At 63.9% G+C, this 14,093-nt stretch carries 12 protein-coding genes and 1 pseudogene; 5 read left to right on the top strand and 8 right to left on the bottom strand.

Annotated elements, in window-relative coordinates:
* Positions 1-132: 132 nt before the first annotated feature.
* The 3 genes and pseudogenes from GYA95_RS28455 to ypfJ form a co-directional block, all read right to left on the bottom strand.
* Entirely contained in the window at positions 133-996 is an 864-nt protein-coding gene (locus GYA95_RS28455) for a methyl-accepting chemotaxis protein (protein ID WP_408003946.1), read from the bottom strand.
* Positions 988-1,917 (bottom strand): annotated as a pseudogene (locus GYA95_RS28450) (methyl-accepting chemotaxis protein); the annotation flags it as partial. The pseudogene GYA95_RS28450 and the gene GYA95_RS28455, both read right to left, overlap by 9 nt.
* A gap of 381 nt (positions 1,918-2,298) precedes the next feature.
* On the bottom strand, positions 2,299-3,186 hold the full coding sequence (ypfJ, locus tag GYA95_RS19290) for a KPN_02809 family neutral zinc metallopeptidase (RefSeq protein WP_015271806.1): 888 nt from the start codon (positions 3,184-3,186) through the stop codon (positions 2,299-2,301).
* Positions 3,187-3,413: 227 nt separating this feature from the next.
* On the opposite strand from ypfJ, the gene pcaH reads away from it, so the two are divergent.
* Both pcaH and pcaG read left to right on the top strand, forming a co-directional pair.
* The gene (gene pcaH, locus GYA95_RS19285; protein WP_003251597.1) at positions 3,414-4,133 is read left to right on the top strand and encodes a protocatechuate 3,4-dioxygenase subunit beta; all 720 of its coding nucleotides are present in this window, start codon (positions 3,414-3,416) and stop codon (positions 4,131-4,133) included.
* A gap of 10 nt (positions 4,134-4,143) precedes the next feature.
* Positions 4,144-4,749 carry a protocatechuate 3,4-dioxygenase subunit alpha gene (pcaG, locus tag GYA95_RS19280; RefSeq protein WP_015271805.1) on the top strand — a complete coding sequence of 202 codons (606 nt, stop codon included), beginning with the start codon at positions 4,144-4,146 and terminating at the stop codon, positions 4,747-4,749.
* A gap of 127 nt (positions 4,750-4,876) precedes the next feature.
* Here the strand turns inward: pcaG and trmA are convergent, their stop codons facing one another.
* The 3 genes from trmA to GYA95_RS19265 form a co-directional block, all read right to left on the bottom strand.
* Positions 4,877-5,962, bottom strand: a complete 1,086-nt coding sequence (trmA, locus tag GYA95_RS19275; RefSeq protein WP_015271804.1) for a tRNA (uridine(54)-C5)-methyltransferase TrmA — start codon at positions 5,960-5,962, stop codon at positions 4,877-4,879.
* Positions 5,959-7,254, bottom strand: coding sequence for an NCS2 family permease (locus GYA95_RS19270; RefSeq protein ID WP_015271803.1), 1,296 nt, complete (start codon positions 7,252-7,254; stop codon positions 5,959-5,961). Before GYA95_RS19270 ends, trmA begins: the two co-directional genes overlap by 4 nt.
* A 281-nt stretch (positions 7,255-7,535) precedes the next feature.
* The gene (locus GYA95_RS19265) at positions 7,536-8,756 is read right to left on the bottom strand and encodes an MFS transporter (protein ID WP_015271802.1); all 1,221 of its coding nucleotides are present in this window, start codon (positions 8,754-8,756) and stop codon (positions 7,536-7,538) included.
* A gap of 344 nt (positions 8,757-9,100) precedes the next feature.
* Between GYA95_RS19265 and GYA95_RS19260 the strand changes: the two genes are divergently transcribed.
* Genes GYA95_RS19260 through GYA95_RS19250 form a run of 3 tightly spaced genes read left to right on the top strand, consistent with a single transcriptional unit; the run spans position 9,101 to position 11,713 of the window.
* Positions 9,101-10,537 (top strand): cytochrome ubiquinol oxidase subunit I, encoded by a 1,437-nt coding sequence (locus GYA95_RS19260; RefSeq protein WP_015271801.1) that lies wholly within the window; start codon positions 9,101-9,103, stop codon positions 10,535-10,537.
* A 3-nt stretch (positions 10,538-10,540) separates the two neighbouring features.
* On the top strand, positions 10,541-11,548 hold the full coding sequence (cydB, locus tag GYA95_RS19255; protein ID WP_015271800.1) for a cytochrome d ubiquinol oxidase subunit II: 1,008 nt from the start codon (positions 10,541-10,543) through the stop codon (positions 11,546-11,548).
* A 9-nt stretch (positions 11,549-11,557) separates the two neighbouring features.
* Positions 11,558-11,713, top strand: a complete 156-nt coding sequence (locus GYA95_RS19250) for a DUF2474 domain-containing protein (protein ID WP_013974218.1) — start codon at positions 11,558-11,560, stop codon at positions 11,711-11,713.
* A gap of 319 nt (positions 11,714-12,032) precedes the next feature.
* Here GYA95_RS19250 and GYA95_RS19245 read toward each other — a convergent pair whose 3' ends face one another.
* Both GYA95_RS19245 and GYA95_RS19240 read right to left on the bottom strand, forming a co-directional pair.
* Positions 12,033-13,157: a methyltransferase gene (locus GYA95_RS19245; RefSeq protein ID WP_015271799.1), complete on the bottom strand. Its 1,125-nt coding sequence runs from the start codon at positions 13,155-13,157 to the stop codon at positions 12,033-12,035.
* 96 nt (positions 13,158-13,253) lie between these two features.
* On the bottom strand, positions 13,254-13,961 hold the full coding sequence (locus GYA95_RS19240) for an autoinducer binding domain-containing protein (protein ID WP_015271798.1): 708 nt from the start codon (positions 13,959-13,961) through the stop codon (positions 13,254-13,256).
* Positions 13,962-14,093: the final 132 nt, after the last annotated feature.

Below are 14,093 nucleotides of genomic sequence, written 5' to 3'. Positions count from 1 at the left end.
GGTCGTCAGTGCCGGCCCTATCGCCGGCAAGCCAGCTCCCACAGGTACGGCGCAGCCCCGAGGCTTGTGCTATTCCTGTGGGAGCCTGGCTTGCCGGCGATGGGCCGCAAAGCGGCCCCCGGGGTCTTCAGGTCAGACGCGGAACTGGCTGACCAACGTCTGCAACTGCCCACCCAACCGCGCCAACTCCACGCTGGACGCCGCCGTCTCGTCACTGGCAGCCGCCGTCTGCTCCGACACATCGCGCACATTCAGGATGCTGCGGCTGATCTCCTCCGCCACCGCACTCTGCTGCTCCGCCGCCGCGGCAATCTGCTGGTTCATCGACTGGATGCTCGACACCGTGCTGGTGATGCTCTCCAGCGAAGCCCCGGCCTTGCGCGCCAGCTCGACGCTGCTGTCGGTCAGGGTACGGCTGCCGTGCATGGCCGTAGCCACTTGCTGGGTCCCATGCTGCAGGCTGGCGATCAGTTCTTCGATCTCTTCGGTGGATTTCTGTGTGCGCTGGGCCAGGCCGCGCACTTCATCGGCGACCACGGCAAAACCACGGCCGGCCTCGCCGGCACGCGCCGCCTCGATCGCTGCGTTCAGCGCCAGCAGGTTGGTCTGTTCGGCCACCGACTTGATCACGTCCATCACGCTGCCGATCTTCTGGCTTTCCTGCTGCAGCAAGTTCATGGCTTCGGTGGAGCGGTGCATGTCCTCGGCCAGGCGTTCGATCTGGCCAATTGCTTCGCCCACCACGCGGTCGCCGGCACGGGCTTCGTCATCTGCACCGGTGGCGGCATGCGAGGCCTGTTCGGCATTGCGCGCCACTTCCTGAACGGTAGCGGCCATTTCGTGCATGGCGGTGGCCACTTGGTCGGTCTCGACCTTCTGGCTGTTGGCGCCGGCGCTGGTCTGCTCGGTCACCGCCGACAGTTCCTCGGCAGCGCTGGCGATCTGGGTGACGCCGTCGCGGATGCCGCTGATCAGCTCGCGCAAGGTGGTGCCCATGCGGGCGATGCCTTGTTGCAGCACGCCCAGTTCGTCGCGGCGGGTGACGCGCAGATGCTGGGTGAGGTCGCCGCTGGCGATCTTTTCCACTGCCACCATGGTGTCGCGCAGCGGGCGGGTGATCTGCCGGGTGATCAGCACTGCCGCCAGCACGCCGACCAGCAGCGCCAGCAGCGTGGCGATGGCCTGCAGGCTGCGGGCCTGGGTACTTTCCATGTCGCGGCGCTGCAGCTGGATCTGGTACAGAGCGTCGCTGCGCTTGACGATGTCGGCACCCTGAACGGTCATCTCGGCGCGCGCAGTGGTGATGTTGGCGACCGCATCGCGGAATTGACGCACGGCTTCACGGTAGGCCAGCACCGAGCCTTCGAACTGTCGCAGGCGCGTGTCTTCGGCCGGCAGCTGGCGCTTGAGGTTGTCGATTTCGGCCAGGGCGGTGTCCAGCTGGCGCAGGGCTGCCTGCTCGTTGGCAGCGCTGTTTTCGGCAATGTAGCCGCGTACGTCGATGCGCACCTGCAGCAGTTGCTGGCGGGCCTTGCTGATCAGCTGGTACTGGGCCAGGCGCACGCTGTCGGCTTCGGGGCGCGCCATGACTTCCTGGCTGAGGGCGTCCATGGCCTGGTCGGCACGGCTGGCCGAGCCGTCCATGGCCGTGCGCGCGGTGCGGGTGGCATCGTAGCCCTGGCGCATCTTGTTCAGCGACACCTTGTAGGCGCTGATGGTCTCGCCCAGTTCACCCAGCAGCTTGATGTTTTCCGGGCTCTTGAAGGTGCTGGCCAGGTAGGCCTGTTGCTTGCTGAAGGCGTCAAGCTTGGTCTGGGTGTTGGCGGCGGCAGCATCGTCACCGTTGGCGATCATGTACTGCAGGCGCGCAATGCGCAGGTCGGTCAGGTCCTTGTTGAGCTGGCCGATATCGCCCATCCAGTTGCTGCGGTCAATCAGGCTGCCCAGGCTGGTCCAGCCGGTCAGGGCCAGCAGGCCGGTGAGGATCAGTACTAGGCCGAAGCCCAGGCCGAGTTTGAGGTTGACGCTGATGTTGGCGAACCAGCTGTTCATGCACGCTCTCCAGAAGTTGTTTTCGCTCGCTTGATCTTCGATCGCCAGGCGTTGTTGTTCTGGATGCCCGCTGATTCGTGCAGGGGTTATCGGCAGTGATGGAGGAAGCTGAAACGCTTTTTCAGCAGATTTGTAACTGGCTTGATTGGGGCTGCCTTGCAGCCCTTCGCGGTGGATGGCACCGGCTTTGCCGGTGTTCGCGGCTAAAGCCGCTCCTACAGGGATCGCGTCGGTTTTGGAAGCTATTCAAAGGTTGCGCGCGCTGAAGGTATCGCAGCGGTTCACCTCACCCTCGGCAAACCCGGTCTTGAACCAGCGCACCCGTTGCGCTGAGGTGCCGTGGGTGAACGAGTCTGGTACCACGCGCCCGCGGCCTTGCTGCTGCAGGCGGTCATCGCCGATGGCATTGGCCGCGTTCAGGGCCTCTTCGACGTCGCCCGGCTCCAGCCAGTTCAGGCGCTTCTGCGCCTGGTAGGCCCATACACCGGCCAGGCAGTCGGCCTGCAGTTCCTGACGCACCAGCAGGCCATTGTCGCCTTCCATGCGCTGGCCGCTGCGGCGCGCGGCATCGACCTTGGCCGACACGCCCAGCAGGGTCTGCACGTGATGGCCGATTTCGTGGGCGATCACGTAGGCCTGGGCAAAGTCGCCGGCGGCGGCGAAGCGGGTTTCCATTTCGCGGAAGAACGACATGTCCAGGTAGACCCGTTGGTCTGCCGGGCAGTAGAACGGCCCCACCGCCGCCGAGGCAAAGCCACAGGCCGAATTGACCTGGCCGCTGAACAGCACCAGCTTGGGGTCGCGGTACTGCTTGCCGCCCTCGGCGAACAGGGCTTTCCAGGTGTCTTCGGTATCGCCCAGGATCGAGGCGACGAACTCGGCCTGCTGGTCGTTGGCCGGCGGCGCCTTGCCGCCCGCGCTGCTCGGTGCCTGCTGTTGTTGTTGCTCCATCTGGCCGGCGAGCTGGCCAAGAATCTGCAACGGGTCCTGGCCGGTGAGCCAGCCGATGCCGACAATCAGCAGCACCGCACCAAGCCCCAGCCCCTTGCCGCCGCCGAAACGCATGCCGCCGCCACCACCTTCGCCTCGGGCATCGACCACATTGTCGCTGCGTCGACCTTTTCGCCAATCCATGAATACTCTCCGGAGCGTGAAACAAGAAGACAAAGATTAGTCCACGACAGCGGCGAGTGTCAGGCCAAGGTGCTTATGCATAACCAAATGGTTATGTTTGATGTTGCTGATTTCAATATTCATTGCGCGCTACCTGCCTGAAACTGCATGTGGGAGCGGGCTTGCCCGCGACAGGGTTTCAAATAATCCCCCCGCGCATTTCCATAATTCCAAGAGAGGAAACCGGCATGCCCGCCCAGGACAACAGCCGCTTCGTGATCCGTGATCGCAACTGGCACCCGAAAGCTCTTACGCCTGACTACAAGACGTCCATTGCCCGTTCGCCACGCCAGGCACTGGTCAGCATCCCGCAGTCGATCAGCGAAACTACCGGCCCGGACTTTTCCCACCTGGGCTTCGGCGCCCATGACCATGACCTGCTGCTGAACTTCAACAACGGCGGCTTGCCGATCGGCGAGCGCATCATCGTTGCCGGCCGTGTCGTCGACCAGTACGGCAAGCCTGTGCCGAACACCCTGGTGGAAATGTGGCAAGCCAACGCCGGCGGCCGCTACCGTCACAAGAACGACCGCTACCTGGCGCCGCTGGACCCGAACTTCGGTGGCGTCGGCCGCTGCCTGACCGACCGTGATGGCTACTACAGCTTCCGCACCATCAAGCCGGGCCCGTACCCATGGCGCAACGGCCCGAACGACTGGCGCCCGGCGCACATCCACTTCGCCATCAGCGGCCCGTCGATCGCCACCAAGCTGATTACCCAGCTGTACTTCGAGGGTGACCCGCTGATCCCGATGTGCCCGATCGTCAAGTCGATCGCCAACCCGCAAGCCGTGCAGCAGTTGATCGCCAAGCTCGACATGAGCAACGCCAACCCGATGGACTGCCTGGCCTACCGCTTCGACATCGTGCTGCGCGGCCAGCGCAAGACCCACTTCGAAAACTGCTGAGGACCCCGCCATGCCAATCGAACTGCTGCCGGAAACCCCTTCGCAGACCGCCGGCCCCTACGTACACATCGGCCTGGCCCTGGAAGCGGCCGGCAACCCGACCCGCGACCAGGAAATCTGGAACCGCCTGGCCAAGCCGGACGCGCCGGGCGAGCACATCCTGCTGATCGGCCAGGTGTATGACGGTAACGGCCACCTGGTGCGCGATTCGTTCCTGGAAGTGTGGCAAGCCGATGCCAACGGCGAGTACCAGGATGCCTACAACCTGGAAAACGCCTTCAACAGCTTTGGCCGCACTGCCACCACCTTCGATGCAGGTGAATGGACCCTGCACACGGTCAAGCCGGGTGTGGTGAACAACGCTGCGGGCGTGCCGATGGCGCCGCACATCAACATCAGCCTGTTTGCCCGGGGGATCAACATCCACCTGCACACGCGGCTGTATTTCGATGACGAGGCCGAGGCCAATGCCAAGTGCCCGGTGCTCAACCTGATCGAGCAGCCGCAGCGGCGCGAGACCCTGGTGGCCAAGCGTTGCGAGGTGGACGGGAAGACGGCATATCGCTTCGATATCCGTATTCAGGGGGAAGGGGAGACGGTGTTCTTCGACTTCTGAGTTGGACCTCGGGGGCCGCTTTGCGGCCCATCGCGACACAAGGCCGCTCCTACAGGGAATCGCGTTCCTCCTGTAGGAGCGGCCTTGTGTCGCGATGGGCTGCAAAGCAGCCCCGGCGATCCGAAGGTCAGCGCCGAACCAGCAAAACCCCACTCTCCATATGGTGGGTATACGGGAACTGGTCAAACAACGCACACCGCTCGATGCGGTGAGTGTCCTGCAGCTGGGCAATGTTCGCCGCCAGCGTCTCCGGGTTGCACGAGATGTACAGGATCCGCTCGAAACGCCGGGTCAGCTCGCAGGTATCCGGGTCCATCCCCGCCCGCGGCGGGTCGACGAACACCGTACCGAACTCGTAGCTCTTAAGGTCGATGCCTTCCAGCCGGCGGAACGGCCGCACCTCATTCAGCGCCTGGGTCAGCTCTTCTGCCGACAGGCGCACCAGCCGCACGTTATCTACAGCGTTCTCGTCGAGGTTGCTCAGCGCGGCATTGACCGAGGTCTTGCTGATTTCCGTGGCCAGCACCTGGCGCACGCGGGTGGCCAGCGGCAGGGTGAAGTTGCCGTTGCCGCAGTAAAGCTCCAGAAGGTCGTCCTTGCGTTCGCCCATGGCCTCGAAGGCCCAGCTCAGCATCTTCTGGTTCACCGCGCCGTTGGGCTGGGTGAACGCGCCTTCCGGCTGGCGGTAGCTGAACACACGGCCAGCGACTTCGAGTTTTTCCACCGCGTAGTCTCGGCCGATGACCAGGCGTTTGCCCTTGGAGCGGCCGATAATGCTGACGCCCAGGTCTTCGGCCAGCTGCCGTGCGGCCGTTTCCCACGCCTCGTCCAGCGGGCGGTGGTAGCACAGGGTGACCATGGCATCGCCAGCCAGGGTGGTGAGGAACTCCACCTGGAACAGGCGGTTGCCCAGCTCCTCGCTGGCCTGCCAGGCCGCCTTCAGGCGCGGCATCAGTGCATTGATGCGCTGGCTGGCGATAGGGAAGTCCTCGATCAGGATCGCCTTGTGCTTCTCGCCCGGGGCGAACATGGCGTAGTGGCGCTGGCCATCCTCGCGCCACAGGCGGAATTCGGCGCGCAGGCGGTAATGCTCGCGCGGCGAGTCGAAAACAGCCGGCTCCGGCGCGCCGAACGGCGCCAGCAGCTCGCGCAGCCGGGCCACCTTGGCGTCCAGCTGGGTGGTGTAGGAGGAGGGGTCGAAAGCAGCACTCATGCGTTGAACCAGCCCAGCTTGATGACGAACAGGATGGAAAGGATCACCAGGGCCGGGTTCAGGTCGCGGTGGCGGCCGGAGATCAGCTTGACGGCGGTCCAGGAAATGAAGCCGAAGGCGATGCCGTTGGCGATCGAGTAGGTCAGCGGCATGGCCAGGGCGGTCACTACCACCGGTGCGGCTTCGGTGACGTCGTCCCAGTTTATTTCCGCCAGGCCCGAGGCCATCAGCACCGCGACGAACAGCAGCGCCGGGGCGGTGGCGAAGGCCGGCACGCTACCGGCCAGCGGGGCGAAGAACAGCGCCAGCAGGAACAGCACGGCGACCACGATGGCGGTCAGGCCGGTGCGGCCACCGGCGCTCACGCCCGCTGCGGATTCGATGTAGCTGGTAGTGGTCGAGGTGCCCAGCAGGGAACCGGCCATGGCGGCGGTACTGTCGGCGATCAGGGCACGGCCCATTTTCGGCATGTGGCCGTCCTTGCCCATCAGCCCGGCGCGCTTGGCCACACCGATCAGGGTGCCGGAGTTGTCGAACAGGTCGACGAACAGGAAGGCGAAGATCACGCTGACCAGGCCCACGTCCAGCGCGCCGGCGATGTCCAGTTGCAGGAAGGTCGGGGCCAGCGAAGGCGGCATGGAGACCACGCCGCCGAAGGGCGTCACGCCCATCAGGATCGAGGCGATGGTTACGGCGAGAATGCCGATCAGCACGGCACCGCGCACTTTCAGCGACTCAAGGCCGACGATCAGGAAGAAGCCCAGGGTGGCGAGGATCGGTGCCGGCTGCTTGAGGTCGCCCAGGCCCACCAGGGTGGCTGGGTTATCGACGACGATGCCTGCGTTATGCAGGGCGATCAGTGCCAGGAACAGGCCGATACCCGCGGCAATGGCCGAACGCAGCGGCAGCGGGATGCTGTTCACGATCCATTCGCGGATGCGGAAGATCGACAGCAGGAAGAACATCACCGCCGACAGGAACACCGCACCCAGTGCCACCTGCCAGGTGTGGCCCATGTGCAGGACCACGGTGTAGGTGAAGAACGCGTTCAGGCCCATGCCCGGCGCCAGGGCGATCGGGTAGTTGGCGATCAGGCCCATGGTCACCGAGCCGATGGCCGCGGCCAGGCAGGTGGCGACGAAGATCGCGCCCTTGTCCATGCCGGTCTCGCCGAGGATGCTCGGGTTGACGAACAGGATGTAGGCCATGGCCAGGAAGGTGGTGACGCCCGCGAGAATCTCGGTGCGCACATTGGTGTTGTGTGCTTTTAGTTGAAACAGCCTTTCCAGCATGCCCGCTCCCCAAGGCGCCCCCGGCGCCATGAATATATCGACCCCATCAGCAAAGCACAGACCGTACCGGTTGCCGTGGTTTTGTGTGGGGCGGAAAAAAGCCGCGCATCATACCAGCATGCTCGGCGGGGGCCTATGGCCGTTGGGGAATGGGTTCTCTATAGCCTGTACCGGCCCTATCGCCGGCAAGCCAGCTCCCACAAGTACTGCACAGGGTTCGGAAACTGTGGTGTACCTGTGGGAGCTGGCTTGCCGGCGATAGGGCCAGAACAGGCCTACGATCAACCGTTATGCAATCGATCTCGCTTGGCCAGTGTCGGGAACAGCTTTATCCACACCCCAGTCACCACCAAAGTGCCCACCCCACCCAGCACCACCGCCGGCACTGTGCCAAACCAGTGCGCGGTCACCCCCGATTCGAACTCGCCGAGCTGATTCGAGGCACCAATGAACAAGCCGTTCACCGCACTCACCCGCCCGCGCATTTCATCCGGCGTCTCCAATTGCACCAAAGCGCCGCGGATGACCATGCTGATCATGTCCGCCGCGCCCAGCACCACCAGCACTGCCAGCGAGAACCAGAACGAGGTAGACAGGCCGAAGGCAATGGTCGCCACGCCGAACACGCCCACTGCCGTGAACATGGTCCGCCCCACGTTGCGCTCGAACGGGAAGCGCGCCAGCCACAGCGACATCAGCAACGCCCCCACCGCTGGCGCAGAGCGCAGCAGGCCGAGGCCCAGCGGGCCGGTCAGCAGGATGTCCTTGGCGAACACGGGCAGCAGCGCGGTGGCCCCACCCAGCAGTACGGCGAACAGGTCCAGCGAGATGGCGCCGAGGATGTCGGGCCGGCTGCGGATGAAGCGGATGCCGGCCAGCAACGATTCGATGCTGGCGCGCCCGCGCTGTGCCACCTGGCCGCGTGCCTGCAGGCTCAGGGTCAGCACGCAGGCGATGGCGTAAAGGGCCACGGTGGGGCCGTATACCCAGATGCTGCCGAAGGCATACAGGAAGCCGCCTACCGCCGGCGCCACGATGGTTGCCGATTGGGTGGCCGATGCCGAAGCCGCCACCGCGCGTGGGAAGAGCCCGGCTGGTACCACGTTGGGCAGCAGCGCCTGGGTCGCCGGCATTTCGAACGAACGCGTGGCACCGAGCAGGAAGGCAAGAGCAAAGATCAGCTCGCGGGTAACGTTGTCGGTGGCACTGCCCAGCGCCAATGCCAGGGCTATCAGCCCCTGCAGGCTCTGGCACAGCGCAGCGACCTTGCGCCGGTCATAGCGGTCGGCGACATGCCCGGTGTGCAGCATGAACAGCACCCGTGGGGCGAATTCGACCAGGCCGACCAGGCCCAGGTCCAGCACATTGCCGGTCAGCTGGTAGAGGTGCCAGCCAATGGCCACGGTGAGCATCTGGAAGCCGCTGGCGGTGAACACGCGGGCCAGCCAGAAGGCCAGGAAAGGGCGGTGGTGACGCAACAACTGCGGTGCGGAATCGGACATCGGAAACCAGGGGCCTCGGCGCAGTAGAGGGGGGCGCAGCGTATCATCTGTTTGTAACAAACAGTTACTGTTTGCCGGGGACGGCACTTTTTCTCGTCTCATGAAAGGGGGTGGGGCAACCGGTCACGCGGCAATCAACCACACGGCCCGGCGGGCCATTCAGGACTATGCTTCCTAGCAATCGTTGATCTGGGTCAATCGTTCCAGATGTAACGATCGGGCCCTTGGGCCGAAATCCCTGCGATCGAACAGAACAATTCCAACGCGCCGCACTCGACTACCGTGGGGGCAGTGGGCGACGGGGCCAGCGGCCCGGACGCCGGATTATCTGAAGAGGAAGCACCATGTTCGGAATAGAGGCCTTAGAGCTCGCCCGAATGCAGTTTGCCTTTACCGTGTCGTTCCATATCCTGTTCCCGGCCATCACCATTGGCCTGGCGAGCTACCTGGCAGTCCTCGAAGGCCTCTGGCTGCGGACCAATAACCAGGTCTACCGTGACCTCTATCACTTCTGGTCGAAAATCTTCGCCGTCAACTTCGGCATGGGGGTGGTCTCCGGCCTGGTCATGGCCTACCAGTTCGGTACCAACTGGAGTCGTTTCTCCGACTTCGCCGGCGCTATCACCGGCCCGCTGCTCACCTACGAGGTATTGACCGCGTTCTTCCTCGAGGCTGGCTTCCTGGGGGTCATGCTGTTTGGCTGGAACCGTGTCGGCCGTGGCCTGCACTTCTTCTCCACGGTGATGGTGGCGCTCGGCACCTTGGTCTCGACCTTCTGGATCCTCGCCTCCAACAGTTGGATGCAGACCCCGCAAGGTCACGAGATCATCGACGGCCGGGTTGTGCCGGTGGACTGGCTGGCAGTGGTATTCAACCCCTCGTTCCCCTACCGCCTGATGCACATGGCCACTGCCGCGTTCGTTTCCACCGCGTTCTTCGTCGGTGCCTCGGCGGCCTGGCACCTGCTGCGCGGGCGTGACAACCCGGCCGTGCGCAAGATGCTGTCGATGGCCATGTGGATGGCGCTGATCGTCGCCCCGATCCAGGCGGTGATCGGTGACTTCCATGGCCTGAACACTCTCAAGCACCAGCCGGTGAAAATTGCCGCGATCGAAGGCCACTGGGAGAACGTGCCCGGCGAGCCGACCCCGCTGATCTTGTTCGGCATCCCCGACATGCAGGCCGAAACCACCCGCTTCAAGCTCGAGATCCCGGCACTCGGCAGCCTGATCCTGACCCACAGCCTGGACAAGCAGGTGCCGGCGATGAAGGAGTTTCCGCCCGAAGACCGGCCCAACTCGACCATCGTCTTCTGGTCGTTCCGGATCATGGTCGGGCTGGGTTTCCTGATGATCTTCGTCGGCCTGTGGAGCCTCTGGCTGCGCAAGCGCGGCACGCTTTACACCTCGCGGCCGTTCCTGTACGTGGCCCTGTGGATGGGCCCTTCCGGGTTGATCGCGCTGCTGGCCGGCTGGTTCACCACCGAAATCGGCCGCCAGCCTTGGGTGGTGTATGGCCTGATGCGCACCGCAGACGGTGTGTCCAACCATAGCTACGCCCAGCTCGGCTTCACCCTGGTGGCCTTCGTGGTCGTGTACTTCGCCCTGTTCGGCACCGGCCTTGGCTACATGATGCGCCTGGTGCGCAAAGGGCCGCGGACCGGTGAGGGAGACGAGCACAACCCTGGTGGCCCTGGCACCAAACGCACGCCGGCGCGACCGCTGTCCGCCGCCGATGATGGCCGAGAGGCCAACTCCGCCAGCCTGAGCAAGGGGAACTGAGCCATGGGTATCGACCTTCCGCTGATCTGGGCCGTGATCATTATCTTCGGCGTCATGATGTACGTGGTGATGGATGGTTTCGACCTGGGGATCGGCATGCTCTTCCCGTTCGTCAAGGGCGAGCATGACCGTGATGTGATGATGAACACCGTCGCCCCCGTTTGGGATGGTAACGAGACCTGGCTGGTGCTGGGCGGTGCCGGGCTGTTCGGGGCGTTCCCGATGGCTTACTCGGTGGTGCTGGAGGCCCTGTACCTGCCATTGATCCTGATGCTGATCGGTCTGATCTTCCGCGGCGTGGCCTTCGAGTTCCGCTTCAAGGCCAAGGCCGACAAGCGCCACATCTGGGACAAGGCGTTCATCTGGGGCTCGTTGATCGCCACCTTCTTCCAGGGCGTGGCGCTGGGTGCATTCCTCGAGGGTTTCAAGGTGGTCGACCGGCATTTCGCCGGTGGCACCCTTGACTGGCTGACCCCGTTCAGCCTGTTCTGTGGCCTGGGGCTGATCGTTGCCTACACCCTGCTGGGCTGCACTTGGCTGATCATGAAGACCGAAGGGGCGCTGCAGCAGAAGATGCACGACATTGCCCGGCCGCTGGCGCTGGTGCTGCTGGTGGTGATCGGCATTGTCAGCCTGTGGACACCGATCGCCTACCCGCAGATCGCCGAGCGCTGGTTCAGCATGCCTAATCTGGTCTGGTTCATGCCAGTGCCGATCCTGGTGCTGGTAACCTTCTACGGGTTGCTCAAGGCGGTGGCGCGCAATGCGCACTACACGCCGTTCCTGCTGACGTTGGTGCTGATCTTCCTCGGCTACAGCGGCCTGGGCATCAGTCTGTGGCCGAACATCATCCCGCCATCGATCTCGATCTGGGATGCCGCGGCGCCACCGCAGAGCCAGGGCTTCATGCTGGTGGGCACACTGTTCATCCTGCCGTTCATCCTCATGTATACCTTCTGGAGCTACTACGTGTTCCGCGGCAAGGTGACCCATGAAGACGGCTATCACTAGGAGGGCTGCATGATGACCGGCAAGCCTGGCTTGGAGGAGAAGAAACCCCTGTGGCAGCGGTTGGGCTGGCTGCTGCTGATCTGGGCGATGAGCGTGGCGGCCCTGGGCGTGGCGGCCTACGTGATGCGCCTGTTCATGGGGGCTGCGGGGCTGACCACCCATTGAGGTAAGCCTGCTCTGGCCCTATCGCCGGCAAGCCAGCTCCCACAGGTAAGTCACTGTCCTTGAATGCAGTGCAGTACCTGTGGGAGATTACCCAGCCCTTTTGGGCTGCGCTGTCGCGCAGAGAACAAATATCGCTCGTTTGACGCGGCCTTTGTAGGAGCAGCCTTGTGCTGCGAAGAGGCCGGTACAAGCAACAGACAGGCTTTGTCAGTACCGGCCTCTTCGCAGCACAAGGCTGCTCCTACAGAACCTCGCCGAACCAATGAGTCATGTGTTGTTCCATGAGAGCTGGCTTGCCGGTGATAGGGCCGGTACAGGCTTACTTGCGGGCTTTCAGGATAACGAACTTGGGCGTTGCCGCCACCTGTTCCACCCCCCGGAACAACCGCGCCAGCTTGCTGTGATAGCCCAGGTGCCGGTTACCCACGATATACAGCGCCCCGCCCACCACCAACGCCTCACGCGCCTGCTGGAACATGCGCCAGGCGAGGAAATCGCCCACCACCTGCTGCTGGTGGAACGGCGGGTTGCACAGCACCACGTCCAGCGACTGCTTCTCTACCCCCGCCAACCCATCGGCTGCCTCGAACACCGCCGGGCGCTCGCCCAGCGCGGCCTGCCAGTTCTCCCGCGCCGATTGCACCGCCATGTACGACTCGTCGACCAGGGTGTACTGGGCATCCGGGTTGGCCAGGGCGCTGGCTATCGCCAGCACGCCGTTGCCGCAGCCCAGGTCCGCCACCCGCGCGCGGCCCAATTCGCGGGGCAGGTGCGGCAGGAACGCCCGCGTGCCGATATCGAGCCCCTCCCGGCAGAACACGTTGGCGTGGTTGAGCAGCTCCAGCGCCGGCGCGTCGAGGCGGTAGCGGCTAGGGTAGGGCGAGCGGGCGACCGGCCGTTCGGCCACCGTCGCGGTCAGCAAGCGGGCCTTTTTCTGCGCCAGCGAGGCTTGCACCGGGCCGATGTACTTCTCCATCAGGTCTCCGGCCGCCCGTGGCAGGTGCTTTATCATCGCCCCGGCAATCACCTGCGCACCGGGTGCCAGGTGGCCCTGCAGGCGGATCAGCTGTTCTTCGAGCAGGGCCAGGGTCTTGGGCACGCGCACCAGTACCCGGTCGAACGGGCCTTGCCAATGTTCGCTGGCCGGCACGAACGGCACGCTGTCGAACGGCAGGCCATTGCGTGCCAGGTTCTTTTCCAGTGCCAGGTGCGCCAGGTGCGAATCGCCACTGCTGACCACCTGCAGCTTGCCTGCCAGGCTGGCGGCCAGGGCGCCGAAGCTGTCATTGAGCACCAGCACCCGGCAGTCGGCCCCTGGGGCCTGTTCGTGCAGCTGCGCAAGCAGGTACTCGTCGGCGGCATCGAAAGCCTGCAGTGGGTCGTTGGCCTGTTCCGGCTGGCGGATCAGGTCGAGTTCGGCGTAGGGGGTGGTCAACAGGGGCATGGCGTCTGGCTCGGGTACGAAACTGCCCGTTGCGGTTCGCCCCGGGCTTTGCCGGGCGATTCTACAGGGCTTTGCCCAAGGTCGCAGGTTTGAAGGTCAGATCCAGCCACGCATGACGGCGATGGCGATGGCGCCGGCCTTGTTGGCGGCGTTGGTCTTGGTGATGACACTGCGGATATGGAAGTTCACCGTGCTTTGCGACAGTGACAGGATGCAGGCGCACTCGGCGGCGGTCTTGCCGGCGGCCGACCATTTCAGCACTTCCAGCTCCCGCTCGCTCAGTTTCGGCTGCGGCGGGCATAGTGCAGTGAGGTGATGTGCGCTGATCACCTCATGCAGTTTGTGACTCAACCACTGCACATTGCCGGCCTTTCTGTAGAGTTCGACAATACTGATGGGCCTGGTGGACCTGGCCACGCTTATCTGGCTTTCGTTGTGCTGCTGGTCATGCAATGACTGCGTCCAGCCATGGCGCAAACCGCTCTGGCAGGCAGCTTCACGAAATAGCGGAGCCCCGCGATACAGGTCATCGGTCCATAGCACAGGCATGGTGGATTTGTGGCTCAAATCGGCAGCCGGGTCCTGCTTGTGCAGGTCATCGCGCTGGTAGCGCTCGATCCATTCTTGGGGGTAGTTGCTGTACAGGAACAGGTGGGGTGTTTGCGTAGCGATCTGGATGCGAATGTTCAACCCCAGGTACTCCATGCCCAGATCCTGCACCATATGTACGGCCATGCCGAACAACTTCTGTGGGCAGCGTTCGGCGTCGAACGCACGAAGATACTCGGGTTTCCAGTGGCGCATCTGAAATACTCCTAGAGCCTCAGGTCCAGTCCGTTTGGGTGCCCGCATGATTGTAGGAAAAGACCTACCAATGTGCTGAGATTTTTTTGTTATAGCGGTCAGGATCCGATGCGACTTGGGCAGGATCGCCGC

The sequence above is a fragment of the Pseudomonas asiatica genome, from assembly GCF_009932335.1.
GTDB classification, from domain to species: domain Bacteria; phylum Pseudomonadota; class Gammaproteobacteria; order Pseudomonadales; family Pseudomonadaceae; genus Aquipseudomonas; species Aquipseudomonas asiatica.
Note: the sequence above shows the minus strand (reverse complement) of the source record. Positions and strands in the feature narration are given on the sequence as shown.